The 25601-nt window shown below is 52.7% G+C and carries 22 protein-coding genes; 20 read left to right on the forward strand and 2 right to left on the reverse strand.

What is annotated here, in order from left to right:
- The first annotated feature begins 3 nt into the window (after positions 1-3).
- The 7 genes from H9Q79_RS02355 to H9Q79_RS02385 are packed head-to-tail and all read left to right on the forward strand — an operon-like array spanning position 4 to position 7503.
- Complete coding sequence (locus H9Q79_RS02355) at positions 4-1392, forward strand: alanine/glycine:cation symporter family protein (protein ID WP_249329125.1); 1389 nt, start codon at positions 4-6, stop codon at positions 1390-1392.
- 5 nt (positions 1393-1397) lie between these two features.
- A complete protein-coding gene (locus H9Q79_RS02360) occupies positions 1398-1748 on the forward strand; it encodes a zf-HC2 domain-containing protein (RefSeq protein WP_249329126.1) in 351 nt (116 codons plus the stop codon).
- A 19-nt stretch (positions 1749-1767) separates the two neighbouring features.
- Positions 1768-4404, forward strand: a complete 2637-nt coding sequence (gene polA / locus H9Q79_RS02365) for a DNA polymerase I (protein ID WP_249329127.1) — start codon at positions 1768-1770, stop codon at positions 4402-4404.
- 23 nt (positions 4405-4427) lie between these two features.
- Complete coding sequence (coaE, locus tag H9Q79_RS02370; protein WP_118642338.1) at positions 4428-5027, forward strand: dephospho-CoA kinase; 600 nt, start codon at positions 4428-4430, stop codon at positions 5025-5027.
- Positions 5014-5811, forward strand: coding sequence for an MBL fold metallo-hydrolase (locus H9Q79_RS02375; RefSeq protein WP_118642336.1), 798 nt, complete (start codon positions 5014-5016; stop codon positions 5809-5811). Before coaE ends, H9Q79_RS02375 begins: the two co-directional genes overlap by 14 nt.
- Positions 5812-5840: 29 nt before the next feature.
- On the forward strand, positions 5841-6113 hold the full coding sequence (locus H9Q79_RS02380; protein ID WP_118642334.1) for an ACT domain-containing protein: 273 nt from the start codon (positions 5841-5843) through the stop codon (positions 6111-6113).
- 25 nt (positions 6114-6138) lie between these two features.
- Entirely contained in the window at positions 6139-7503 is a 1365-nt protein-coding gene (locus tag H9Q79_RS02385; protein WP_118642332.1) for a PFL family protein, read from the forward strand.
- 90 nt (positions 7504-7593) lie between these two features.
- Here H9Q79_RS02385 and H9Q79_RS18260 read toward each other — a convergent pair whose 3' ends face one another.
- Positions 7594-7725: a hypothetical protein gene (locus H9Q79_RS18260; protein WP_283245093.1), complete on the reverse strand. Its 132-nt coding sequence runs from the start codon at positions 7723-7725 to the stop codon at positions 7594-7596.
- A gap of 190 nt (positions 7726-7915) precedes the next feature.
- On the opposite strand from H9Q79_RS18260, the gene H9Q79_RS02390 reads away from it, so the two are divergent.
- The 12 genes from H9Q79_RS02390 (at position 7916) to H9Q79_RS02445 (ending at position 23082) form a co-directional block, all read left to right on the forward strand.
- Positions 7916-8560: a potassium channel family protein gene (locus tag H9Q79_RS02390; RefSeq protein ID WP_118642330.1), complete on the forward strand. Its 645-nt coding sequence runs from the start codon at positions 7916-7918 to the stop codon at positions 8558-8560.
- Between the two features lie 144 nt (positions 8561-8704).
- Positions 8705-9043 (forward strand): cyclic-di-AMP receptor, encoded by a 339-nt coding sequence (locus H9Q79_RS02395; RefSeq protein WP_118642328.1) that lies wholly within the window; start codon positions 8705-8707, stop codon positions 9041-9043.
- Between the two features lie 14 nt (positions 9044-9057).
- Entirely contained in the window at positions 9058-10023 is a 966-nt protein-coding gene (gene dapA, locus H9Q79_RS02400; RefSeq protein ID WP_249329128.1) for a 4-hydroxy-tetrahydrodipicolinate synthase, read from the forward strand.
- Positions 10024-10228: 205 nt separating this feature from the next.
- Positions 10229-12049, forward strand: coding sequence for a potassium-transporting ATPase subunit KdpA (kdpA, locus tag H9Q79_RS02405; protein ID WP_249329684.1), 1821 nt, complete (start codon positions 10229-10231; stop codon positions 12047-12049).
- 15 nt (positions 12050-12064) lie between these two features.
- Complete coding sequence (gene kdpB / locus H9Q79_RS02410; protein ID WP_118642324.1) at positions 12065-14143, forward strand: potassium-transporting ATPase subunit KdpB; 2079 nt, start codon at positions 12065-12067, stop codon at positions 14141-14143.
- Between the two features lie 22 nt (positions 14144-14165).
- Positions 14166-14768 carry a potassium-transporting ATPase subunit KdpC gene (gene kdpC, locus H9Q79_RS02415; protein WP_118642322.1) on the forward strand — a complete coding sequence of 201 codons (603 nt, stop codon included), beginning with the start codon at positions 14166-14168 and terminating at the stop codon, positions 14766-14768.
- A gap of 2 nt (positions 14769-14770) precedes the next feature.
- On the forward strand, positions 14771-17041 hold the full coding sequence (locus tag H9Q79_RS02420) for a DUF4118 domain-containing protein (protein WP_118642320.1): 2271 nt from the start codon (positions 14771-14773) through the stop codon (positions 17039-17041).
- Entirely contained in the window at positions 17013-18416 is a 1404-nt protein-coding gene (locus H9Q79_RS02425) for a DUF4118 domain-containing protein (RefSeq protein WP_118642318.1), read from the forward strand. The genes H9Q79_RS02420 and H9Q79_RS02425 overlap by 29 nt, the downstream gene beginning before the upstream one ends.
- Before the next feature lie 14 nt (positions 18417-18430).
- Entirely contained in the window at positions 18431-19126 is a 696-nt protein-coding gene (locus H9Q79_RS02430; protein WP_118642514.1) for a response regulator, read from the forward strand.
- A 105-nt stretch (positions 19127-19231) separates the two neighbouring features.
- Complete coding sequence (locus H9Q79_RS02435; RefSeq protein ID WP_118642316.1) at positions 19232-19630, forward strand: hypothetical protein; 399 nt, start codon at positions 19232-19234, stop codon at positions 19628-19630.
- 139 nt (positions 19631-19769) lie between these two features.
- Complete coding sequence (locus H9Q79_RS02440) at positions 19770-22394, forward strand: ATP-binding protein (protein WP_118642314.1); 2625 nt, start codon at positions 19770-19772, stop codon at positions 22392-22394.
- Positions 22387-23082, forward strand: a complete 696-nt coding sequence (locus H9Q79_RS02445; RefSeq protein ID WP_249329129.1) for a response regulator — start codon at positions 22387-22389, stop codon at positions 23080-23082. Before H9Q79_RS02440 ends, H9Q79_RS02445 begins: the two co-directional genes overlap by 8 nt.
- Here the strand turns inward: H9Q79_RS02445 and H9Q79_RS02450 are convergent.
- Positions 23061-24284 carry a tRNA(Met) cytidine acetate ligase gene (locus H9Q79_RS02450; protein ID WP_118642312.1) on the reverse strand — a complete coding sequence of 408 codons (1224 nt, stop codon included), beginning with the start codon at positions 24282-24284 and terminating at the stop codon, positions 23061-23063. The genes H9Q79_RS02445 and H9Q79_RS02450 overlap by 22 nt on opposite strands.
- Positions 24285-24593: 309 nt before the next feature.
- On the opposite strand from H9Q79_RS02450, the gene pta reads away from it, so the two are divergent.
- Entirely contained in the window at positions 24594-25589 is a 996-nt protein-coding gene (pta, locus tag H9Q79_RS02455; RefSeq protein ID WP_118642310.1) for a phosphate acetyltransferase, read from the forward strand.
- Positions 25590-25601: the final 12 nt, after the last annotated feature.

Raw genomic sequence — 25601 nt, forward strand, 5'->3', positions numbered from 1 at the left:
TGGATGACGTTAACGACTATCATATACGCGATGCGGGATTTTCTCTGGGGGCCGGTGATGCTGGTGCTGCTGGTTGGGACCGGGGTATTTCTGACGTTCCGGCTGAAATTCCTGCCATGGAGGAACCTGCCTCATGCTCTGAAGGCTGTTTTTCAGAAGGAGGATGGCAGGAAAGGAAGAGCGGATGGGGATATCACGCCGTTTCAGTCGCTGATGACGGCGCTGGCGGCCACCATCGGCACCGGAAATATTGTGGGTGTGGCCACTGCGCTGGTTTCCGGCGGGCCGGGAGCGCTGTTTTGGATGTGGATCAGCGCGCTGTTCGGGCTGTCCACGAAGTACGCGGAAAGCGTACTGGCAGTCAAGTACAGGGAGAAGAACGCTGCGGGTGAGTACGCAGGCGGCCCGATGTACGCCATGAAAAACGGGTTCCGCAATCAATGGCTGGGCAGCCTGCTGGGCTTCTGTTTTGCTCTGTTCACAGTGCTGGCGTCTTTTGGGATCGGCAATATCACCCAGGCAAATTCCATTGCCGGGGCCATGGAGGACACCTTCTATGTGCCTTCCTGGGTGACGGGGATTGCGCTGATCGTATTGACGCTGATCGTGCTTATGGGCGGGATCAGGAGCATCGGGAAGGTCTGCGAGAAGCTGGTGCCCGCTATGGCCGTCATGTATGTGCTGTTCGCTCTGATTGTGATTATCTGTAATTTTTCCAATGTGCCGTCCGGGCTTGCGGATATCTTCTCCATGGCTTTTTCAGTGGAGTCTGTGGGTGGAGGCGTCGCGGGTACAGTGGTCATGCAGGCGGTCAAGTGGGGCGTGGCCCGGGGCGTTTTTTCCAATGAAGCCGGGCTGGGTTCCGCTCCGATCGCGGCGGCTGCGGCGAAGACAGACCATCCGTCGCGCCAGGGCTACATCAATATGACAGGAACATTCTTTGACACACTGATCGTGTGTACGATCACAGGGCTGGTGATCGCTTCTTCGGGCATGCTGGGAGTTCTGGACGGCAGCGGGGAGCCGGTTACGGGAGTCGCCCTGACGATTGCGGCTTTTTCCACAGTCCTTGGTAAATATGGAGGATATATCATAACGGTGGGCATCGCGCTGTTTGCCTTTTCAACGATTCTTGGCTGGGAATATTATGGGGAGAAGGCGCTGGAGTATCTGGTGAAGTCGCCGGCGGCCTGTAAATGCTACCGCCTGATCTTCTGCCTGATCTCTTATCTGGGCGCGACGACGGCGCTGAAGATGGTTTGGGCGTTTTCAGACGTGATGAACGGCCTGATGGCGATCCCTAACCTGATCTGCCTGATTGTCCTGAGCCGGGAAGTGGCAAAAGAGTGTTTTGAATATCAGAGAAAGTACATCAAACGGAATGGGAGATGAGTGCAGTGACTTGTAAAGAGGCCCAGAGCATGGTTCGGGAATACATAGCCGGTGAACTGCCGCCAAAGGAGCTGGAGCGGTTTATTGAGCACGTCAGAGGCTGCGGGAATTGCTATGAAGAGCTGGAGACATTCTTCATGATTGACCGGGCGGTCCGGTACCTGGATGAGGAAACAGAGCATTCTTTTAATCTTAAAACGCTGCTGGAAAAGGATCTGAAGGAAAAAGAACATGCTCTGGCCCGGAAGAGAAGGAGTAAATGGGCGATTATCTGCCTGGCGGTCCTTGTGATTGTTCTCATGTGCCTGCTGCTTCTGGACGCGTTTGGAATATTCCAGATTTCCCGGCTGTTTTGAAAGAAAGGAAAAATTTTTCATGAAAGAAAAAATTGTACTGATTGACGGGCACAGCATTCTGAACAGGGCCTTTTACGGCCTTCCGAATCTGACGAATTCAGAGGGGCTGCATACCAATGCGGTCTACGGATTCCTGAACATCCTGTTTAAAATTTTAGAGGAAGAGAAGCCACAGTATCTGACTGTGGCTTTCGACCTGCATGCGCCCACCTTCCGCCATGAAATGTATGCGGAATATAAAGGGACGAGAAAGCCCATGCCGGAGGAGCTGCGGGAACAGGTGCCTCTGATGAAGCAGGTGCTGGAGGCCATGGGGGTGAAAATCGCAGAGCAGGAAGGCTATGAGGCCGATGATATTCTGGGAACTCTGGCCAGGCGCGGAGAACGGGAAGGGCGCGACGTGACCATCGTGTCCGGGGACAGGGATCTGCTGCAGCTGGCAACGGACACCATTCTGGTACGGATTCCAAAGACGCGCATGGGCAAGACTGTGATTGAAGATTACCATACGGCTGAGGTTCTGGAAAAATATCAGGTGACGCCGCCTCAGATCATTGATCTGAAGGCGCTGATGGGAGATACTTCTGACAACATACCGGGCATACCGGGAGTCGGGGAGAAGACGGCAACAAAGATCATCGCAGAATATGGCTCTGTGGAAAACGCCCATGAGCATCTGGAAGAGATCAAGCCGAAAAAGGCCATGGAATCCCTGAGAGATCATTACGATCTGGCAGAGCTGTCCAAGAAGCTGGCCACGATTGATACGGACAGTCCCATCGACTGGGATTATGAATCGGCCAGAATCGGCAGCCTGTACACGCCGGAGGCATACGACATATTCCGGAGGCTGGATTTTAAGAATCTGCTGACCCGTTTTGACAGCCAGAAGGCGGAGAGCCTGAAGGGGCCGGAGGTGAAGCTCCTGGAGGAATTCCAGGAAGCGGAAGAGGCGTGCCGGAGGGCGGCCGCCGCCCGGAGGGCAGGAATCTGTATTTTGCCGGAGCAGGGGCAGATTGCCGGGCTTGCGGTGTCCCTTTCGGCAGAGGATACATTTTATATACCGGCCGGCGGCTTCCTCACACCAGATTATCTGAAGACAGTGGCGGAGCGTATCATGGCAGAGGTGCCGGAGGTCAGCACCTTCGGGTTGAAGGGCCTGATGAAGTACGCGAGAGCGCCGCGGCAGGAAGGGTTCTTTGATATCCAGATCGCCGCCTATCTCCTGAATCCGCTGAAATCTGTCTACACCTATGACGACATAGCGAAGGAATATCTGGGTGCGGTCATTCCATCGGCGGAGGATATTTTCGGCAGCGTGAAGCTTCCGGGGGCATCTGTGATGACGCCGGAGCAGGCGGCCTGCTATGCGGGGCAGACTGCTTTTGTGTCGCTGGCGGCCAGGGAACCCTTAAGCGGTGCGCTGGAGGAGCAGCATATGAAACAGCTGTTTCTGGAAATTGAAATGCCCCTGGTCTTCACCCTGGCAGATATGGAAGAGGCCGGAATTGAGGTGCATGCGGAAGAGCTTCAGGAATATGGAAGGAACCTGCAGGTCAGAATTGACGAGGTGGAGAAGAAGATCTATGAGCAGGCGGGAGAGACCTTTAACATCAACTCGCCCAAGCAGCTGGGAGTGATCCTCTTTGAGAAGCTGAAGCTGACCGGCGGAAAGAAGACGAAGAGCGGCTATTCTACAGCCGCTGACGTGCTGGAGCGTCTGGCGCCGGATGCGCCGGTTGTGGCTGATATCCTGGAATACCGGCAGTTAACCAAGCTGAAGTCTACCTACGCGGATGGGCTGATGAATTACGTGGCGGCGGACGGCAGGATTCATTCGAGCTTTAACCAGACGATCACAGCCACGGGGCGGATCAGCAGCACAGATCCGAACCTGCAGAACATTCCGGTCAGAATGGAGCTGGGACGGCAGATCCGGAAGGTTTTTGTGGCGAAAGAGGGCTGCGTCTTTATTGACGCGGATTATTCTCAGATCGAACTGCGGGTGCTGGCACATCTCTCTGGTGATGAGAAGCTGATCCAGGCTTACCGGGAGGCCAGCGATATCCACAGGATCACGGCTTCAGAGGTGTTCCATGTGCCCTTTGACCAGGTCACGCCATTGCAGAGGCGGAATGCCAAGGCTGTTAACTTCGGCATTGTCTATGGGATCAGCTCCTTCGGCCTGAGCCAGGATCTGAGCATCAGCCGGAAGGAAGCCGCGGATTACATCGAAAAGTATTTCCAGACTTACCCGAAGATCAAGGAATTCCTGGACAGGACGGTGAAGGAAGCGAAGGATAAGGGGTATGTGGACACCATGTTTGGGCGCCGCCGTCCGGTGCCGGAGCTGAAATCCAGCAATTACATGCAGCGTTCCTTTGGGGAACGGGTTGCCATGAATTCGCCGATCCAGGGAACGGCTGCCGACATTATCAAGATTGCGATGATCCGCGTCAACGAACGACTGAAGAGGGAACAGCGGAAGGCACGTCTCCTGCTGCAGGTTCACGATGAGCTGCTGATTGAATGTCCCATGGAGGAAGTGGATCAGGTATGCGCTCTTCTGGAGGAAGAGATGAGAGGGGCCGCCAGTCTGGCAGTGGAGCTGGAGGTTGACATGCACACCGGTAAGAACTGGTATGAAGCGAAATAGGTGGAGGCAGAGGAAGTATACAGATGAGAACCATAGGGATTACAGGGGGAGTCGGCGCCGGAAAAAGTGAGGTGATGGCATACCTCCAGAGACAGTATGAGGCCGCCGTCATCCGGGCGGATGATGTGGGGCATCTGCTGATGGAGAGAGGAAATACCTGTTATGACAGGATTCTGGGACTTTTTGGGCGGGCGGTGCTGTCCGGGGACGGGGAACTGGATCGGAAGGCGATTGCAGGACGGGTGTTCCGGGAACCGGAGCTTTTGAAGGCGCTGAACGATATAGTTCATCCGGCGGTGAAAGCATATGTCCTGCATGCCTTTGAACAGGAGCGTAAAAAGGGCAGGAAATTTGTATTTCTGGAGGCGGCTTTGCTTGTTGAAGAAAAATATGATGTAATCTGCGATGAATTGTGGTATGTTTATGCAGAGGAGCCTGTGCGGGTGGAGCGGCTGAGGAAAAGCCGGCAGTATTCAGAGGAAAAGATACGGAATATGATGGCCAGCCAGCTGACAGAGGAGGAATTCCGGAAGGCCTGCTGCTTTGTCCTGGACAACAGCGGGGATTTTCAGCACACAGCCAGGCAGATTGATCAGAGGATGAGACAGTATGAGATTATGTAGCATAGCCAGCGGCAGCAGCGGGAACTGCATCTATGCTGGAAGCGGTACGACAAATGTATTAATTGACGCGGGAATCAGCGGCAAACGGATTGAGCAGGGGTTGAATTCCATAGGAATTACAGGAAAAGACTTAGACGCGGTGATGATCACGCATGAACATTCCGACCACATCAAGGGACTGGGCGTCCTGGCGCGAAAGCAGGGGATTCCCATCTACGCCACGAAAGAGACTTATGACGCGATCCTGGCCTGCCCTACACTGGGGCAGATACCGGAGGGACTGTATCATGAGATAGAGCCGGACCGGCAGGTAGAGATCGGGGATATGAAGATCGATCCGTTTTCAATCTCCCATGACGCTGCCAATCCGGTGGGATACCGGATCAGCAGCGGCAAGCGGTCCGCGGCGGTGGCGACGGACCTGGGAGTTTACGATACATATATCATCAACCACCTGCAGTCTCTGGATGTGCTTCTGCTGGAAGCGAACCATGATGTCCATATGCTGGAGGTAGGCGTTTATCCTTACTATCTCAAGCGGAGAATACTGGGGAACAGAGGGCATCTGTCCAATGAGATGGCAGGGCAGCTGCTATGTGAGCTGCTCCACGACAATATGAAGCAGGTTGTTCTGGGCCATTTAAGCAAAGAAAATAATTATCCTGCGTTGGCCTATGAGACCGTGTGCGCGGAGGTGACTATGGGAGACAACCCCTATCGTTCCAGGGATTTCCATATCAGTGTGGCAAAACGGGACGAGGTCTGTGAGGTTATTGAGTTTTAAAAGGTGTGGAGTGAATAAGGAGGAGACAGATGAAAAAGACAATCATAACAGTGGTAGGCCGTGACACGGTGGGAATTATCGCCAAAGTCTGCAACTATCTGGCGGAGAATCAGGTGAATATTGAAGATATCACCCAGACGATCCTGCAGGGATATTTTAATATGATGATGGTGACAGACACTTCCAAAGCATCCAAATCCGGCGGTGAGCTGGCGGAGGACTTAAAAGAGCTGGGCGAGAAAATCGGAGTTGTGATCCGCTGCCAGCATGAAGATATTTTCAACATGATGCACCGGATATAAGCGCGTAGGGAAGGGGCTGAAACCTATGATTAATATGTTTGAAGTGAACGAAACCAACCAGATGATCGAACAGGAGAATCTGGACGTGCGGACGATCACCCTTGGCATCAGTCTGCTGGATTGTATCGATTCCAGCCTGGACAAGGTAAACCGCAAGATTTATGACAAGATTACAACCCAGGCCCGCCATCTGGTGGAGACGGGAAGAGAGATAGAAGCGGAATTCGGAATCCCCATTGTGAATAAGAGGATTTCTGTGACTCCTGCCGCTCTGGTGGGAGGCGCGGCCTGCCGGACGCCGGAGGATTTCGTGACTGTGGCGGAGACGCTGGACAGGGCGGCCCATGAGGTGGGAGTGAACTTCATCGGCGGTTATTCTGCGCTGGTATCCAAGGGCATGACCAGGGCAGATGAGCTGCTGATCCGTTCAATTCCCATGGCTCTGGCCCGGACAGAGCGTGTCTGCAGCTCCGTTAACGTAGGTTCCACGAAGAGCGGGATCAATATGGATGCGGTCAAGCTGATGGGTGAGATAGTGAAAATGACGGCAGAAAGCACGAAAGATAACAGCTGTATGGGCTGTGCGAAGCTGGTAGTTTTCTGCAATGCGCCGGATGATAACCCCTTTATGGCGGGAGCCTTCCACGGAGTGACTGAGGCGGACGCCATCATTAACGTGGGCGTTTCCGGACCGGGCGTTGTGAAGCATGCGTTGGAAAAGGTGCGCGGAGAAAGCTTCGAGGTGCTCTGCGAGACCATTAAGAAGACGGCCTTCAAGGTGACAAGAGTCGGACAGCTGGTGGCCCGTGAGGCGTCCCGGCGGCTGGACGTGCCCTTTGGAATCATTGACCTTTCCCTGGCCCCGACGCCGGCCATCGGTGATTCCGTGGCGGAGATTCTGGAAGAGATCGGCCTGGAAGCAGCAGGAGCGCCGGGCACGACCGCCGCGCTGGCACTGCTGAATGACCAGGTGAAGAAAGGGGGCGTTATGGCGTCCTCCTATGTGGGAGGCCTGAGCGGCGCTTTTATACCAGTCAGCGAGGATCAGGGGATGATTGACGCGGTGAATGAGGGCGCCCTTACCCTGGAGAAGCTGGAGGCCATGACCTGCGTCTGTTCCGTGGGACTGGATATGATCGCCATTCCGGGCGATACGAAGGCTTCCACCATTTCGGGCATCATTGCTGATGAGATGGCCATTGGGATGATCAACCAGAAGACGACGGCCGTCCGCCTGATTCCCGTAATCGGGAAGGGCGTGGGGGAGACCGTTGAATTCGGCGGCCTGCTGGGCTATGCCCCCATTATGCCGGTGAATCAGTTCTCCTGCGAGGCCTTTGTTAACCGCACAGGGAGAATCCCCGCTCCGATCCACAGTTTTAAAAACTGAGAAGCGGCCTGCGGGCGCATGGAAAAATCCGGGAAAGTACCTTGAACTAAAGGTACTTTCCCGGATTTTATTATGGGCTAAAAGGGATAACTATTCTTCTTCCTCATGGGGGGATTCAATGAGAAATCCGCCCCGTTCAACGAATTCATCGGCCTTTTTTGCGATCCGGTATCCGACCGCCGCGATTATGGATAAGATGAGAATTATTCCGGCTATTTCCATAATATCACCCCTTCTTTCTTACTTTTACTATACCAGAAGCAGCCTAAAGAAAGGATTATGGCTTGAGAGCTCATATAAAGATTTTGTAAAGAACCAGAATTCTTTATACAATCTTAATACTACAGCATATTTCTTAATCCGGAATTAATCGTGTCTGATGTAAAATGAATGGACAGTAGGAGGGGTTTGTGTGAAATCAATATTGATTATAGGGCTGGGACGTTTTGGCCGGCATATGGCCTATAAATTTCTGGAAGAGCATAATGAAGTCCTGGCTGTGGATAAGAGAGAAGAGAGGGCCGAAACAGTTGTCGACCGGATTAAGGATATAGAGATTGGCGACGCCACTGATGAAACTTTCATCGCATCGCTGGGAGTGGGTAATTTTGATCTCTGTGTGGTGGCCATAGGCGACAACTTTCAGACGGCGCTGGAGATCACCGTTCTTCTGAAGGACCATGGGGCGAAGTACATTTTGGCCAGAGCCAGCAGGGATGTTCATAGAAAGCTGCTGCTGCGGAATGGAGCCGACCATGTGGTTTATGCGGAACGGGAGATGGCGGAGCGTCTGGCGGTCAAATACGGGTCCAAAAACGTATTTGATTATATTGAACTGACGCCTGAGGTGGCTATATATGAAGTGGCCGTGCCGGAAAGCTGGTACGGGAAGAGCATTATTGAGAAATCTATCAGGACTAAATACCATATCAGTATACTGGCAACCAAAGAGGGAGGGAAGATTTATCCCCTGCCGCAGCCGGATCATGTATTCCAGGCGAAAGAAACTCTGATGGTGATGGGCGGCCACGATGATATTAAGAAGCTGACCCAGTAGGAGGGCATTTGACCAGGAAAGGCTGAGGAGAAGAACTGCAGAGGTTCTTCTCTTTTTTTTATCCTTTTTTAATGTCTGGGTGCAGATCTTTACAGGGGATTTATATCAGACATGGTATGATACGCCATATGAAAGGAGACTGTTATGAAGCTGGTTTATGCAATTATCGGAAATGAGAATTCAGAACTGCTGATTTCAGAACTGAGTGCCCGGGGCTTCCAGGCGACGAAACTTTCTTCCACCGGAGGATTTCTAAAACGGGGAAATACGACCCTGATGATAGGCACGGAAGATGAAAATGTGCAGAAAGCCACTGCGATAATCCGGGAGGTCTGCGGAGAACGGAAAAATATAGAGGTGAATATGCCCTTTATAAGTCCCTCCGGCGGGGCTCCCATGTACTGCAGCTCGGTACCGCAGAGAATGGAAGTAGGCGGCGCAGTGATTTTCGTGTTAGATGTCAGCTATTATGAAAAAATATAAGGAGATTAAAGATTATGAATAAAAAGGTAATTTTCAGGGGAGTTGGAACGGCAATGGTGACGCCGATGAAAGAGGACGGAGCTGTAAACTATCCGGTGTTTCGGGAATTGCTGGAGATGCAGGTGGAGAATAAAGCGGATGCTGTGGTGATCGCAGGAACCACTGGCGAAGGCTCCACACTCTCAGACCAGGAACATATAGAATTGGTGAAATTCGCAGTGCACGAGATCCGGGGGAGGATACCGGTCATCGCAGGAGCCGGCAGCAATAATACGGCCCATGCGGTCTATCTGTCAAGGGAATGTGAGCGGGCAGGGGCTGATGCGCTTTTACATGTGACTCCTTATTATAATAAAGCCTCTCAGCAGGGCCTGTATCTTCATTTTAAAGCCTGCGCGGAGGTCACATCGCTTCCGGTGATTCTGTATAACGTCCCCTCCAGGACCGGTGTGAATATCTATCCGGCAACCTACAAACGACTCAGTGAAATAGACAATATCACGGCGTGTAAAGAGGCCAGCGGGAATTTTTCACAGCTTGCGAAAATCGCCTCTCTGTGTAAGGATGAACTGACGATCTATTCCGGCAACGATGACCAGGTGACGTCCGCACTGGCACTGGGCGCCCAAGGGGTGATCTCTGTCATGTCCAATATCCTGCCGGCAGAAACACATGAGATCTGTGAGGCATATTTCCGGGGTGACAGTGAAAGAAGCGACAGCCTTCAGATGAAATATCTGGAACTGATCGAGGCCTTGTTCATGGACGTCAATCCGATCCCCGTCAAGCAAGCCATGCGCGCCATGGGCTACCAGGTGGGAGGGTGCAGGCTTCCGCTGTGCGATATGGACCCGACCAACGCCGAACGGCTCTATCAGGTGCTGAAGCAGTACGGCCTGCTCAGAGACGGCGTCAGGGCGGGATCAGTAACGGTACAGCGGGCGAAAAATGCGGGCCATGTGATCCGGAGCAACGTATAAAGAATTATTTATAAAATCTTTATGGGCGCTGCGTCAACTTAATACTTATTTTACACGGCCTTTGATATTCTAACAGCGTAGTAAATCAGCGCTGACAGATAGGAAGAGAGGAGAAAATTATGGATATTCTGATTTGGATCATAGCAGCGGCGGGCATCGGGCTGCTGGGCTATTATTCCGTGATATTGCTGAAAGGAGATGACAGATAATGCAGTCGGTACTACAGTACGTTTTATATGTGGCGATCCTCGTCGCCCTTGCCATACCGCTCGGCCGTTATATCGGAAAGGTCATGAACGGCGAGAGAGTATTCATGAGCAAGATAGGAACGCCCTGTGAACGGTTCATTTACCGGATCATGCGCATCGACCCGAATGAGAACATGTCCGCAAAAAAATATATTTTGAGCGTTGTGCTTTTTAACGCTATCGGATTCGGGATATTGTTCCTGATCCTGATGCTCCAGGGGATACTTCCACTGAATCCGGAACACATCGAAGGAAATTCCTGGCATCTGGCATTTAATACGGCGGCCAGCTTTGTGACAAACACTAACTGGCAGGCGTACAGCGGAGAATCGGCTCTGAGCTATTTTTCACAGAGCATGGGGCTGACGGTTCAGAACTTTGTATCTGCTGCCACAGGAATTGCAGTGTTGTTCGCAGTAATCCGGGGATTCCTGAGGGTGAAGGCGAAAGGAATCGGAAACTTCTGGGCTGACCTGACAAAAAGTGTGATTTACATACTGATGCCGCTGGCGATCATTGTAACACTGCTGCTGGCTTCCCAGGGCGTCGTACAGAACTTTTCGTCTTATGATAAAGCACAGCTGGCAGAGCCCGTGGCGGTCAGCGCCGAAGGGGAGATCCTGGAGAATGCCGTGATCGATCAGGAGACCGGGACGGTTACCGTGGATGGCATCGCGGTGCCGGACGCAAAAATCGTGACAGAACAGCTGCTGCCCATGGGACCGGCTGCCAGCCAGGTCGCCATCAAACAACTGGGAACCAACGGCGGAGGGTTCTTTGGCGTAAACTCGGCACATCCTTATGAAAATCCGACCATATTTTCTAATCTGATTGAAATGATTTCCCTTCTGCTGATTCCGGTGGCCTGCTGCTTCACCTTCGGCAGAAATATCAAGGATAAGAAGCAGGGAAGAGCGATTTTCCTGGCCATGCTGATCCTGCTGGTGGCAGCCCTTGCGATCATAGCGGTCAACGAACATGCCGGGACGCCGCAGCTTTCCAATGACGGGGCGGTGGCTGTTGAAAGCACAGACGGAACCGCGGGCGGCAATATGGAAGGTAAAGAAACCAGGTTCGGCATCGCAACTTCTGTTACCTGGGCAGGGTTTACGACGGCTGCGTCCAACGGGTCCGTGAACTCTATGCACGATTCCTATACTCCATTGGGAGGAATGATCACAATGCTGCAGATGATGCTGGGCGAGGTCATCTTCGGAGGCGTGGGCTGTGGCCTCTATGGTATGCTGGCCTTTGCGATCCTGGCGGTATTCATAGCAGGATTGATGGTCGGTCGGACGCCGGAATATCTGGGCAAGAAGGTTGGAAGCTATGAGATGAAAATGGCAGTGCTGACCTGCCTTGCAACACCCATCGCCATATTGGTCGGGAGCGGAATAGCGACGCTTTTGCCTGCCACCGCGGACAGTTTGAACAATGGAGGAGCACATGGGCTGTCAGAGGTTATGTATGCCTATTCATCTGCAGGAGGGAATAATGGTTCGGCCTTTGCGGGCTTTAACGCCAATACCCCGTTCCTGAACGTGAGCATCGGACTGGTTATGCTGTTTGTGCGCTTCGTGCCAATCCTGGCGATGCTGTCGATCGCGGGCCACATGGCGGCTAAAAAGAAGGTGGCTGTTACAGCGGGAACGCTTTCCACAAGCAACGGCCTGTTTATCTTCCTTCTGATCTTTGTAGTCTTGCTGGTAGGAGCACTGAGCTTCTTCCCGGCATTGTCGCTGGGCCCGGTAGCGGAGTTCTTCCAGATGATATCGTAAGGAGGTTCTAATAGAATGAGCAGTAATAAAACAACAACAGCCGGCGTGCTGAAAGACAGGAAGATGCTGCTGCGTGCAGTCGGAGATGCCTTCCGCAAGCTGGCGCCCCGGACACAGGTGAAAAATCCGGTCATGTTTCTGGTGTTTGTGTCAGCAATTCTGACGTCTATATTATTTATCGTATCCCTGTTTGGGATACGTGACGCCCAGCCGGGATTCATCCTGGGCATTGCGGTGATCCTCTGGTTCACGGTGCTGTTCGCTAACTTTGCGGAGGCTATTGCAGAAGGGCGGGGGAAGGCCCAGGCAGATACCCTGCGTGCCGCGAAAAGAGAGGTGGAAGCCCACAGGATTCCAGCTCCGGGCAGGAGAGATGAGATCACGAAGGTCCTTTCAGCAGATCTGAAAAAGGGTGACTTTGTAATCGTAACGGCCGGGGAACAAATCCCAGGCGACGGAGAGGTTGTGGAAGGAGCGGCCAGTGTGGACGAGAGTGCCATCACCGGAGAGTCGGCGCCGGTCATCCGTGAAGCGGGAGGTGACCGGAGCGCGGTCACCGGAGGCACCATGGTGCTGTCAGACTGGATCGTGATCAGAATCACCAGCGATCCGGGCGAAAGCTTCCTGGATAAAATGATTTCCATGGTGGAAGGCGCAGCGCGAAAAAAGACGCCCAATGAAATCGCACTGGAAATCTTCCTGGTAGCGCTGTCTATCATATTTATATTGGTAACCATGTCGCTGTACGCCTATTCACTGTTTTCTGCTAATCAGATGGGTGTGCCCAATCCCACTTCCGTAACTGCACTGGTGGCCCTTCTGGTCTGCCTGGCGCCGACCACCATTGGAGCCTTGCTCTCTGCCATCGGCATTGCAGGTATGAGCCGTCTGAACGAGGCCAATGTGCTGGCCATGAGCGGCCGCGCCATTGAAGCAGCCGGGGATGTGGATACTCTGCTGCTGGATAAGACTGGCACCATCACTCTGGGGAACCGGCAGGCCAGCGAATTCATCGCAGTGGACGGCCACAGTGTGAGAGAACTGGCGGACGCTGCGCAGCTTTCTTCTCTGCCGGATGAGACGCCGGAAGGGCGGAGTGTTGTGATTCTGGCTAAAGAGAAATTTAATATCCGCCAGCGCAGCCTGGAAGGCACAGATATGAAATTTATCCCCTTTACGGCTAAAACCAGAATGAGCGGAGTGGACACCAATGAATTCCAGATCCGCAAAGGCGCCGCAGACGCCATGAAGGCCTACGTGGAAAGCTCAGGAGGGATTTACAGCAGGGAATGCGAGGATGTAGTTACGAAAATTGCCAATCAAGGAGGCACGCCGCTAGTTGTGGCCAAAAACCATATCATCCTGGGCGTGATTTATCTGAAGGATATCATCAAATCCGGAGTAAAAGAAAAATTTGCCGATCTTAGAAAAATGGGTATACGGACCGTAATGGTGACAGGAGATAACCCGCTGACCGCCGCCGCAATCGCAGCGGAGGCAGGCGTGGACGATTTTATCTCTGAAGCCACCCCGGAAACAAAGCTGGAAAAAATCCGGGAGCTGCAGAATAAAGGCCATATGGTTGCGATGACGGGAGACGGTACCAACGACGCGCCCGCCCTGGCCCAGGCAGATGTGGCGGTAGCCATGAACACCGGCACGCAGGCGGCCAAAGAGGCCGGAAACATGGTGGATCTGGATTCATCGCCGACGAAGCTGATTGATATCGTGAGAATCGGAAAGCAGCTGTTAATGACCAGGGGCAGCCTGACCACTTTCAGCATTGCCAATGATGTGGCTAAATATTTCGCCATCATCCCGGCGTTGTTTATGAGCCTTTATCCGGGGCTGGCCACTCTGAATATCATGAAGCTTCACAGCGCGGAGAGCGCCATCTTCTCAGCCATCATATACAACGCGCTGATCATCATCGCGCTGATACCGCTGGCGCTGAAGGGAGTAAAGTACCGGGAGGTTTCCGCAGGTAAGCTGCTGTCCAGGAACCTTCTGATCTACGGGCTGGGAGGTATTATCGCCCCATTTATCTGTATTAAGGTGATTGATATGCTTCTGGTGTTATTCGGGTTATTCTGATTGAGGAAAGGAATGAGCAGGTATGACTAAAAAAAAGAGCACATTTTCCAGAGCTTTGCTTTTGTTTTTCATTATGATGATCCTTTGCGGGCTGATCTATACAGTGGTCTGCACAGGCCTTTCACAGCTGTTTTTCGGACGGAAAGCCAACGGGAGCATTATAGAAGTGAATGGCGTGAAGTACGGAAGCGAGCTGCTGGCCCAGCAGTTTAACGATGAATCCCATATGTGGGGGAGGATCATGAATCTGGATGTGAGCACCTATACGGACGAGGATGGAAATGCTCTGATGTACGCAGGTCCCTCAAATAAAAGCCCGGCCAGTGAGGAATACCGGGAAACCATCGGCGAGCGGGTGGCTATGATAAAAGAAGCCAATCCGGATGCAGAGATGGAGCAGGTGCCGGTAGAGCTGGTTACGGCTTCCGGCAGTGGGCTGGACCCCCATATTTCGCCGGCAGCGGCAGAATACCAGGTGCCCCGGCTTGCCAAAGCCAATGGAATGACTGAGGAGGAAGTCCGCAGCATCATCAAAAAGTATACAACCGGAAGGTTTCTCGGGATTTTCGGAGAAGAAACGGTGAACGTTCTGGAAGTAAATCTGGCGCTGGAGGGAATCCTGTAATTATGGAGATGGATAACCGTCCCGATCCTGACCGGCTGCTGAAGCAGGTGGAATCGGAAGAACAGAACAGGAAAAAGGGAAAACTGAAAATTTTTTTCGGCTATGCCGCAGGCGTGGGCAAGACCTACGCCATGCTGCAGGCCGCCCGCCAGGCCGCGGCGGAAGGAACCGATACCGTGGCAGGATATGTGGAACCTCATGCCCGCCCGGAGACAACTGCTCTCCTGGACGGGCTTGAAGTGCTTCCTGTCAGAGAAATTCCATATAAAAATATCTTGCTGAAGGAATTTGATCTGGATGCGGCTCTGGCGAGGAATCCGCAGCTGATTCTGGTGGATGAGCTGGCCCATACCAATGCGCCCGGTTCCCGTCATACGAAACGGTACCAGGATATACAGGAGCTGCTGGCCGCGGGGATTACTGTCTATACGACGGTCAACGTCCAGCATCTGGAAAGCCTGACGGACATTGTGGCGTCCTTCACAGGAATTGTAATCCATGAGAGGATTCCTGATTTTGTATTTGACGGCGCCGATAAAATCGAGCTGGTGGATATCGAGCCGGAGGAGCTGCTAGCCCGTTTCCAGGAAGGGAAGGTTTACCGGAAGCAGCAGGCAGGAAGGGCGATGGATCATTTCTTTACAATTGATAATCTGCAGGCCCTGCGGGAAATCGCCCTCCGCCGGACGGCAGACCAGGTGAATCTGAAAACTGAACGGATGCGTGAACAGAACAGAGGCAGTGAATACTGCACCGATGAGCATATCCTGGTCTGTCTTTCACCTTCGCCGTCCAATGCGAAGGTCATACGGGCGGCCGCCAGAATGGTCAAAGCCTTTAAAGCCAGGTTTTCAGCCGTATATGTGGACAGCGGCAGGAACAAGCCGCTGAACAGCGAGGACCTCATGCGGCTTCAGATGAATGAAAAACTGGCGGAGCAGCTGGAAGCCAGGATTATCACTCTGTTTGGAGAATCCATCACCGGGCAGATCGCGGAATACGCCAGGGTTGCCGGAGTATCAAAAATTGTGTTGGGACGCAGCTATACGAAACATAAGAAATCCAGTTTTTCTGAACAACTGGCAAAGCTGCTGCCGAAGCTGGAAATCTATCTGATCCCTGATACATACTCCAGTGCGTACAGGGGAAAATATTCCAGGAAGGGACGTACGGCTGTTGTCAAGAATAAAGAGGAGCGGCAGACGCATATGATGCGGGACCTGGCGGTTCTGGCGGCAATTCTGGCCATATCTACAGCAGCTGCGGTATGCTTCCGCGCGCTGGGGCTGGATGACTCAAACAGCATTATGATCTATATATTGGGCATACTTCTGACAGCGCTGATTACGGAAAAGCAGATCTACAGCCTGTTTTCGGTACTGGGAGGCGTGGTTTGCTTTAACCTGCTGTTCACAGAACCGATAGGTACACTGCTGGTCAGCCAGCCGGGATACTTTGTTACCTTTGGAGTTATGTTTGCCGTTGGCTCTACTACGGCACTGCTGGCCAAGAAGGTGAAAAGGTACGGCCGTCAGGCGGTGAGGCGCTCCTGGAGAATGGAAACCCTGCTGGAGACAAACCAGCAGCTTCAGATGGCAGAGGGAGAGGACAAGATTGCGGATGTGGTCTGCAGCCAGCTCTGCCGCCTGCTGGGAAGAGATATCATCTATTTTCCGGGCGAGCCGGACCGGGTGAAGGCAAAGCTCTATCCGCTGGAATCCGGAAGCCAGGCTGAGCTGTTGACTGGTGAGGAAGAGGTGGCCGTAGCCGCCTGGTCCTATAAAAACAACAAACATGCAGGAGCCATGACGACGACACTCCCGGGGGCCAAAGGACTGTATCTTGCGATCCGAAGCGACAGGCGGGTATTCGGCGTTGTGGGAATCCGGATGGGAGAGCGCCAGCTCTCTATATTTGATGAAAGCCTTCTGAACGGGATATTAGGCGATGCAGCTCTGGCAATGGAAAGGGAAAGGACGCAGGAGGAAAAGAATATCGCCCTGATCCGGATGAAGCAGGAGGAAACGCGCCTGAATCTGCTGAGCGGTGTGTTCCACAGGCTGCGCCAGCCGGTGGAGAATGTGTGCCGGGATTCGGCAGAGCTGCGAAGATGCGGAGAGGAGTTGCCGGAGGAAAAGCGACGGGAGCTGTATGACGAATTATATGAGAATTCGGCCAGTCTCTCTGAACTGGCCGGCCATCTGCTGGAAATCCTGTCAGCGGAAAAAGAGGGGAAGAAGATATATGAAAACAGCCAGAAAAAACAGAATTAAACTCTGGAAAGGGGCCGGGATTTCCCTGGGGCTGCTGACGGCGGCCACAGCACTGGGCCTGGTTTTCCGGAGAGCGGACGTTCTGGAAACCAACATCGTCCTGCTGTATATCCTCGCGGTGTTCTTCGCGTCGGCGCTGACAGAGGGATATCTCTATGGTATCTGCATGTCTGTGGCAGCCCTGCTGGCCTTTAATTACTTTTTCACAGAGCCGCGCTACACCCTGAATGTATATAACCCTGGGTATCTGGTCACATTTTGCGTGATGGCTGCGGTTGCGCTGATGACCGGCACTCTGACCTCCAGAGTAAAGAGAGGAGCCATGGAGGCGACCGAGAGGGAAAAAGAGGCTACGGCACTGTACCAATTGACCGGACGGCTGGCTCAGGCAGAAAACATGAGGCAGATTGAAGAACAGGTAGAGGCATCTCTGCAGAGGTTTTTGGGATACAGCGGAAGCTGCCGGGCCTTTGCGGATCTGAACACTGAGAGTGGAGAAACCTCCTGCTGCTGTCCCATCAGCCAGGGGGGCCAGGTGATTGGCACGATCACCGTGCCGGGAAAGAGCCGTGAGGAGCTGGACCGCCGGCAGCAGCGGTTTCTGCAGGCTGTTGCTGAATGTGCCGCCCTGGCCATGTCCAGGGTGCTATCTGTGGAGCAGCAGCAGAAAAGCAGGGAAGAGGCCGAACGGGAGCGGTACAGGGGGGATCTGTTACGGGCCATTTCCCATGACCTGCGGACACCCCTTACAGGGATTATGGGCACTTCAGAGATGATTATGGATATGACGGAAAAAGCAGATCCGCGGTATGAACTGGCGAGAGGGATTAACAAGGACGCTCACTGGCTGCACGGGCTGGTGGAAAACATCCTGAGCCTCACCCGTCTGCAGGAGGGGAGACAGCTTCTGAACCGGCAGCCGGAAGCGGTGGAGGAGATCATCGGAGGAGCTGCCGGACAGATGAGATCACGCGCCCCGGGATATCAGTTTGATGTGCGTGTTCCAGAGGAGGTGCTGGTGATACCCATGGATGGGAAACTGATTATGCAGGTGCTGGTGAACCTCATGGATAATGCGGTAAAGCATTCGAAGCCGGAGGAACCGGTTTCAGTATCAGTGGAAAAGAGCGGCGACAAAAGGTTTGCAGTATTCCGGGTGAGAGACCGGGGAGAGGGTATAGCAGAGCAGGATCTGGACCAGATCTTCCAGGCATTTTATACATCAAAAGTAAATATGGCGGATGTCAGGAGAGGGATCGGGCTGGGTCTGTCCATCTGCGAATCGGTCGTCAGGGCCCATGGAGGCCGGATATGGGCGGCAAACCGTCAGGACGGTCCGGGAGCAGAATTCACCTTTACACTTCCGCTGCAGTGAGGCAGGTGACAGATATGGAATTTCATGGAGAATTAGTATTAATTGTTGAGGACGATCCTCAGATCAGAAACTTTATTCTATATATTCTGAAGCAGGAGGGTCTGAATGGGATCACGGCAGGGAATGCCGGAGATGCCCTTAAGAAGCTGGTGGCGCATCCGGTGGATCTGGTGCTTCTGGATCTCGGCCTGCCCGACAGAGATGGGATGGAGGTGATCGGCAGAGTCAGGGAATGGTCGGAGGTGCCAATCCTCGTGGTGTCCGCCAGAGACCAGGATCGAGAGAAGGCGGCAGCTCTGGATGCCGGAGCTGACGACTATCTGACAAAGCCGTTTTCAGCCACAGAACTGACCGCGAGAATCCGCGTAGCCTTCCGTCACCTGTACCGGGAGGGGATGGTGAGGATGAAAAGCAGTTACCAGGTGGGGAGCCTGGTTCTGGATCTGGAAAAGCGCCAGTTCAGCCTGGATGGAGAATCTCTTCACCTGACTCCCATGGAATTCCGGCTGATGAGCCTCTTCATGAAAAATGCCGGGAAAGTCCTGACGAGCACTTATATTCTGAAGGAGATCTGGGGAAGCGCCGATTCCGACACCCAGGCCCTCAGGGCGCTGATGGCCGCCCTGCGCAGAAAGATAGAGAAAAACCCGGCCAATCCCAGATATCTGTTCACAGAAGTAGGAGTTGGATACCGGATGGCAGATGAATAAACAGTGATTCTCACACAATTCTCACAGGCACTTACGGATTCCTAACACTTCCTTCACAGAAAAAAAGCTATACTGTAACCATGAAGAGGAAAGGAAGTGTATCATATGTCAGAAGAAAGAAAAGCATTATTTCAGCTTTCGATGAAAATTCGTGAGATGGTGGAAAAGAATAAATCCAACAGTGAAGATCAATGGGGAAAATGCCGGGAAATAGTCTGCGGGGCAATGGAGCAATATCCAAACGCAGCAGAGCCCCACAATCTGTATGGAATCCTTCTGGAAGAAGCGGGAAACCATACGGGCGCCATGAAGCATTTCCGCGCTGCGGCCGCACTGGATCCCACTTATCTGCCGGCCAGGAAGAACCTGGAGCGGTTCGGAAGTTTTGAAAGAGATGAAAAAATATACTATACAGAAGAGGACTGCATAGAAAGAAAGGAAAAGGGGTTTGCTTTAAAAAAATTAATGTTTCCAGTGTTTGTTAAAAAGGTATCCTCATTATAAAACTTATATCACAAGAATCTTTATAAAATCTTTACGGGAAGGCAGATGACTTAATTTTAAGTTTACAGATTTTGTGTTATAATAATTCAGATCAATAAAAAGGAAGGAATTCTGCCTTGCGGGGTCTGATGAATGAAGGATGGAGACACACAGAGAGAGACGCGGAGAATTAAAGATCTTTTTTGGCTATGCGGCAGGGGTCGGCAAGACCAGTGCCATGCTGAAGTCGGCCTGGGAACAGCTTGAGAAGGGGCGGGATGTAGTCTGCGGCCATGTGGAGCAGCACAGCCGGGCGTCAGTGCTGGAGATGGCGGCGGAGCTGCCGCAGGTTCCGGAGAAAGAGAACAGGGAGCTGGATCTGGACGGCCTGATGGCCAGAAGGCCGGAACTGGCGGTCGTGGATGAACTGGCTCATACCAACCGTCCCGGCGGACGCCATGAGAAGAGGTATCAGGATATTGAAGAGCTGCTGAACAGCGGAATTGATGTCTATACGACGCTGAACGTACAGCACCTCGAAAGCCTCTGTGATGTGGCGGCGTCCATCACAGGAACGATTGTCAGAGAACGGATTCCTGATAAGATATTCGACAGAGCTGCCCAGGTGGAACTGGTGGACCTGGAGCCAGAAGAGCTGAGGAGGAGGATCCGGGAAGGGGATGTGGTCCGGGAGAGCCAGATAGAAACTGCGCTGCAAAATTATTTTACTCTTGAAAAGCTGACTGCTCTCAGGAAGCTGGCCCTCAGGCGCTGTGCAGAGAGGTCCGGACATGCAGGAAAGCCGGAGCGGAGAAAGGGTGCCGGTGAATTCCGGACGGAGGAGAGCATTCTCGTAGGACTGTCTTCCTCTCCTTCTAATGAAAAGATATTACGGGCGGCAGCCAGAATGGCCGGGGCTTTCGGAGGAAGGCTGACAGCCCTGTTTGTGGAAACGCCTGAGACAGAGGCAATGAATCGGGAGAATAAGGAAAGGCTGCGGAATCATATGCATCTGGCTGAACAACTGGGAGCTGTGATTGAGACGGTATATGGAGAGGATGTGGCCTTCCAGATTGCTGAATACGCGAGGATCTCCGGCACAACCAAGGTTGTGGTGGGCAGAAGCGGAGTGAAAAAGAACAGGTTCTCGCTGAAGGCTTCGTTTTCAGAGAAGCTGACCTTTTATCTGCCTGATATAGATATTTATATTATTCCGGAACAGGAGACGGCAGAAGCCGTCCTGCACCGGAAGAAAGTATTGAATGAAAAGCTGACCAGCGGGGATTTTGTGAAGTCCCTGCTGATTTTGGTGGGAGCCACGATCATAGGAAAAGCGTTTCAGAGCCTGGGCTTCGGAGAGGCGAACATTATCATGGTTTATATCCTGGGGGTACTGGTGACAGCCGTGGCAACCTCTCACCGGGTATTCAGCCTGTGTTCTTCACTGGTCAGCGTGCTGGCCTTTAACTTCTTCTTCACGAAGCCAGAATATACGCTGAAAGCTTATGACGCCAGTTATCCAGTCACATTCCTGATCATGTTCACGGCCGCTTTTCTGGCCAGCTCTCTGGCTCTGAAAATCAAGAAGCAGGCCCGGCAGTCAGCGAAAACGGCTTACCGCACACAGGTGCTCCTGGATACGAATCAGCTGCTGCAGCAGGAAAAAGATGGGGCAGGCATTGCCAAGACTGCGGTCCGTCAGTTGATGAAGCTGCTGAAGAGAGACATCATTTACTATGGCGCGTCCGGCGGAAGCCTGGAAGAACCTCTGATCTGCCCCGCAGGAGAAGACGGCAGGGGGAGGTTTGGTTATCTGGATGATAATGAGAAAGCAGTTGCAGCCTGGGTGTACAGGAACAACAAACGTGCCGGGGCGTCCACCAGTACGCTGGGAAGTGCCAAATGCCTGTACCTGGCCATCAGAAGCCAGGGGGCCGTCTATGGGGTCGTCGGAATTGCACTGGAACAGGGAGAAAGCCTGAGCGCATTCGAGAATAACCTGGTGCTGTCCATCCTTCTGGAATGCGCGGTTGCGCTGGAAAAGGAACAGCTGCGCCAGAAACGGGAGGAGGCCCAGGCCCAGGCGAAGAATGAACAGCTGAGGGCTAATCTCCTCAGGTCAATTTCCCATGACCTGCGGACCCCACTGACGTCTATATCCGGAAATGCGGGAATCCTCATGAGCAATCCTCTGGATGAGATAACCAGAAAGAGGCTTTATACAGACATCTATGACGATTCCATGTGGCTGTACAATCTGGTGGAAAACCTGCTGTCTGTGACCCGGATGGAAGATGGCACCATGCATATCAATATGCAGGCGGAGCTGCTGGAGGAATTGGTCATGGAGGCTCTGAGACATGTAAGCAGGAAAAGCAAAGAGCACGTGATCCGGGCGGAGCTGCCGGACGACCTGCAGCTGGTGCGGGTGGATTCCAAGCTGATTGTACAGGTACTGATCAATCTGGTCGATAATGCGATCAAATATACGCCCGGGGGCTCAGAGATCGTGATCCGTTCCCGGGCGGAAGGCGGCCGGGTGCTGATTTCTGTGGCCGACGACGGTCCGGGTATACCTGATGAACAAAAGAGCAGAGTGTTTGAAATGTTTTATACTGCCGGGAATACGGTGGCTGATTCCAGGAGAGGAATGGGACTGGGGCTGGCGCTGTGCAAATCGATCATAACGGCTCACGGAGGACAGATTACAGTGACAGACAACAGTCCTCACGGGGCGGTCTTCACATTTTCATTGACGGCTGAGGAGGTAAAGATTCATGAATAAATATATGATTCTGGTGGTGGAGGATGATGCGGCGATACGCAACCTGATCGTTACAACGCTGGAGACTCAGGGATACCGTTATAAAACGGCTGTCTCAGGAAAAGAAGCCCTCATGGAGGCGGCTACCCACAATCCGGATATTTTGCTGCTGGATCTGGGCTTGCCGGATCTGGACGGTGTGGACATCATACGGAAGATCAGGACCTGGTCTACCATGCCGATCATCGTGGTCAGTGCCCGAAGTGAGGATTCCGATAAAATAGAAGCGCTGGACGCCGGAGCTGATGATTATCTGACAAAGCCCTTCTCCGTGGAGGAGCTGCTTGCGAGGCTCAGGGTATCTATCCGGAGAATCAGCTATAATCAGGGGCTGACAGAAGAAAACCCTGTGTTCGTAAATGGAGAGCTGAAAATTGACTATGCTTCAGGCTGCGCTTACCTGAAGGAGGAAGAGTTGCACCTGACGCCGATAGAATATAAGCTGCTGTGTCTTCTGGCGAAAAATGTGGGAAAGGTGCTGACACACACCTATCTAACCAGAGAGATCTGGGGAAGCGCCTTTGAAAGCGATGTGGCGTCCCTGCGGGTCTTTATGGCGACCCTGCGGAAAAAAATAGAGACAGACACCACCCATCCCCAGTATATTCAGACCCATGTGGGAGTCGGCTACCGGATGATCCGGATCTGACGGGAATACTCATGAATGAAGGGCTGTCCGCTTTTCCAGGCACGTACGGTTTCGTACAGGTTGGAGGCGAACAGCTCTTTTTCGTAAAGCCCGGCGGGCAGGTCCGCTGTTTTAGAGATCAGCGGGAGACTGCCGTTTGCCTTGATTGCGGTCAGAAGCCCACTGCAGGAGCCGAGACCCAGAATACGGGCGCAGGAGGGTGAAACGCTGGCCTCTGCGTCCTGTAAAGTCAGCCCCAGCAAAATGTGGAGCAGAGCCCGGTTCATGTTGGTGCGGGTGTTATTCCTGGTTTTCAGAAGTGCGGCAAATTGTGAATAAGAGACATATTCATTCTGGAGCCGCAGAATCCTTCTGGCCAGATCCTCCGGGACATCCAGGTACTGGCGGAGTGAAGATTCGGTTTCTTTCAATAACTGGTATCTCAGGGGCAGGGAAAAATCGTCCTCCTGCAGGGCGATGGAAGAGTTCCATGCTTCAGCCAGCAGAGAATACACCTGCTCCGGAACCTGGCGGCGGACGGATTCGGGACCCAGGCGGAGAAGAGAACGGCGGATGGCAGATGCAGAGCTGAAACGGGCCGACAGTTCTTCCTGGTGATATCCGCTTCCGACGCGCTTCAGCGTTCGGGGACAGATCGGGCTGTTCAGCCGTCTCAGGGCCAGACAGTATTCCAGGCCCAGGATGTTATTGGGAGAGGTGAGGAAAGCTCTCAGTGCTTCTGCGGAGTCAAAAGGAAGGTTAAGCTCAGGAAATAAGGCGAGCAGAGCCTGCATTCGGGCGGAAGGAAAGGAGACGCCTGACCTCAGGCAGTCCTTCAGCTTCAGCCGGAAATTCTCAGGCTCATGGGAGAGGAAATCTGCCAGAGCCGCGAAAGGCTCCATGCGCCCTTCCTCACTTCCGAACCAGAGCTCGTCCACAACGTTCAATCCATCCAGGAGCGCAGCCGCGCCTGAAGCAAACCGGGGGGCGCTTCCGGAAGCGGCGGCACAGGGCAGTTCCAGGACCAGATCGGCTCCGCAGCGCAGGGCCATCTCTGCCCGGAGATATTTGTCGAAGATGGCAGGAGTCCCCCGCTGGACAAAATCCCCGCTCATTACGACGAGAATAAAATCAGCGCCGGAAAGCTGCCGCACTCTGTCCAGCTGATAAGCATGCCCGTTGTGAAATGGGTTGTATTCTGTGATAATAGCAGCCGTTCTCATAAATTCCTCCTGAAATCTGCCGGTTAGGGACTAGTCCTTCCATAATTGCCAAAAGTATCACAATCTATGATATAAAACATGACTTTTATGATTTTATGCCCATAATTATACATCTCATTCTGTCGGTTGAACAGGTAAAAGAGCAGAAATTTCCAGTTTTCGCATTAAAAAAAGGGGATTTTTTTGGTTTGGCAAATTGTACATTAAAAAATACAGGATTTCGGTGTTAAAAAATTAACTTATCTTGTCGATGAAAAATAATCGTAATATAATTTGTCTAATGATAAATATCGAAAGGAGTCAATATCAATGGGATTTATTGACACAATTAAAGCGAGAGCGAGAGAAAATAAGAAAACAATTGTACTTCCGGAGACAGAAGACAGAAGAACTTATTTGGCTGCTGAGCAGATCTTGAAAGAAGGAATTGCGGACATTGTTCTGATCGGAAGCGAAGAGGCAGTTAAAAAAGGAAGCGAGGGACTGGATATTTCCGGCGCTGCAATTGTGGACCCCGCCACCTCCGACAGAACGTCAGCATACATTGATAAATTTGTAGAGCTGCGTGCAAAGAAGGGAATGACTCCTGAGAAGGCAAAGGAGATCCTTCTGAATGATTATCCGTATTATGGCTGCATGATGGTTAAGATGGGAGACGCCGACGGAATGGTTTCCGGAGCCTGCCATTCTTCTGCAGATACCTTAAGGCCCTGCCTGCAGATTCTGAAGACAAAGCCCGGAACCAAGCTGGTATCTGCGTTTTTCCTGGTAGCTGTTCCGGATTGTGAATACGGTGAAGACGGCGTGTTTATTTTTTCCGACGCAGGGCTGAACCAGAATCCGAATCCGGAAGAACTGGCTGCGATCGCGGGATCATCTGCCGAGACCTTCCGTTTCCTGGTACAGAAGGAGCCGAAGGTGGCCATGCTCTCCCATTCCACCAAAGGAAGTGCGAAGCATCCGGATGTGGACAAGGTAGTGGAGGCGACAAGAATCGCCAAGGAACAGTATCCGGATCTGCAGCTGGACGGAGAATTGCAGCTGGATGCGGCAATCGTTCCTGAGATAGCAGCCTCCAAAGCGCCGGGAAGTCCTGTGGCAGGACAAGCCAATGTGCTGATTTTCCCGGATCTGGATGCCGGTAATATCGGTTACAAGCTGGTTCAGAGGCTGGGCAAGGCAGATGCCTACGGCCCGATCACCCAGGGCATCGCAGCCCCTGTTAACGACCTGTCCAGAGGTTGTTCTGCTGAAGATATCGTAGGCGCTGTAGCAATTACCGCAGTCCAGTGCGCGGCAAATTAAGAAAAGAATGTT

Source organism: Wansuia hejianensis (genome assembly GCF_014337215.1).
GTDB classification, from domain to species: Bacteria; Bacillota; Clostridia; order Lachnospirales; family Lachnospiraceae; genus Scatomonas; species Scatomonas hejianensis.

What these genes read in the sequence shown, in the direction of transcription:
- H9Q79_RS02355 (WP_249329125.1), top strand. Translation starts at nt 4, where the DNA reads ATGACGTTAACGACTATCATATACGCGATGCGGGATTTTCTCTGGGGG.
- polA (WP_249329127.1), top strand. Translation starts at nt 1,768, where the DNA reads ATGAAAGAAAAAATTGTACTGATTGACGGGCACAGCATTCTGAACAGG.
- coaE (WP_118642338.1), top strand. Translation starts at nt 4,428, where the DNA reads ATGAGAACCATAGGGATTACAGGGGGAGTCGGCGCCGGAAAAAGTGAG.
- H9Q79_RS02375 (WP_118642336.1), top strand. Translation starts at nt 5,014, where the DNA reads ATGAGATTATGTAGCATAGCCAGCGGCAGCAGCGGGAACTGCATCTAT.
- H9Q79_RS02380 (WP_118642334.1), top strand. Translation starts at nt 5,841, where the DNA reads ATGAAAAAGACAATCATAACAGTGGTAGGCCGTGACACGGTGGGAATT.
- H9Q79_RS02385 (WP_118642332.1), top strand. Translation starts at nt 6,139, where the DNA reads ATGATTAATATGTTTGAAGTGAACGAAACCAACCAGATGATCGAACAG.
- H9Q79_RS18260 (WP_283245093.1), bottom strand. Translation starts at nt 7,725, where the DNA reads ATGGAAATAGCCGGAATAATTCTCATCTTATCCATAATCGCGGCGGTC.
- H9Q79_RS02395 (WP_118642328.1), top strand. Translation starts at nt 8,705, where the DNA reads ATGAAGCTGGTTTATGCAATTATCGGAAATGAGAATTCAGAACTGCTG.
- dapA (WP_249329128.1), top strand. Translation starts at nt 9,058, where the DNA reads ATGAATAAAAAGGTAATTTTCAGGGGAGTTGGAACGGCAATGGTGACG.
- kdpB (WP_118642324.1), top strand. Translation starts at nt 12,065, where the DNA reads ATGAGCAGTAATAAAACAACAACAGCCGGCGTGCTGAAAGACAGGAAG.
- kdpC (WP_118642322.1), top strand. Translation starts at nt 14,166, where the DNA reads ATGACTAAAAAAAAGAGCACATTTTCCAGAGCTTTGCTTTTGTTTTTC.
- H9Q79_RS02420 (WP_118642320.1), top strand. Translation starts at nt 14,771, where the DNA reads ATGGAGATGGATAACCGTCCCGATCCTGACCGGCTGCTGAAGCAGGTG.
- H9Q79_RS02425 (WP_118642318.1), top strand. Translation starts at nt 17,013, where the DNA reads ATGAAAACAGCCAGAAAAAACAGAATTAAACTCTGGAAAGGGGCCGGG.
- H9Q79_RS02430 (WP_118642514.1), top strand. Translation starts at nt 18,431, where the DNA reads ATGGAATTTCATGGAGAATTAGTATTAATTGTTGAGGACGATCCTCAG.
- H9Q79_RS02435 (WP_118642316.1), top strand. Translation starts at nt 19,232, where the DNA reads ATGTCAGAAGAAAGAAAAGCATTATTTCAGCTTTCGATGAAAATTCGT.
- H9Q79_RS02440 (WP_118642314.1), top strand. Translation starts at nt 19,770, where the DNA reads ATGGAGACACACAGAGAGAGACGCGGAGAATTAAAGATCTTTTTTGGC.
- H9Q79_RS02445 (WP_249329129.1), top strand. Translation starts at nt 22,387, where the DNA reads ATGAATAAATATATGATTCTGGTGGTGGAGGATGATGCGGCGATACGC.
- H9Q79_RS02450 (WP_118642312.1), bottom strand. Translation starts at nt 24,284, where the DNA reads ATGAGAACGGCTGCTATTATCACAGAATACAACCCATTTCACAACGGG.
- pta (WP_118642310.1), top strand. Translation starts at nt 24,594, where the DNA reads ATGGGATTTATTGACACAATTAAAGCGAGAGCGAGAGAAAATAAGAAA.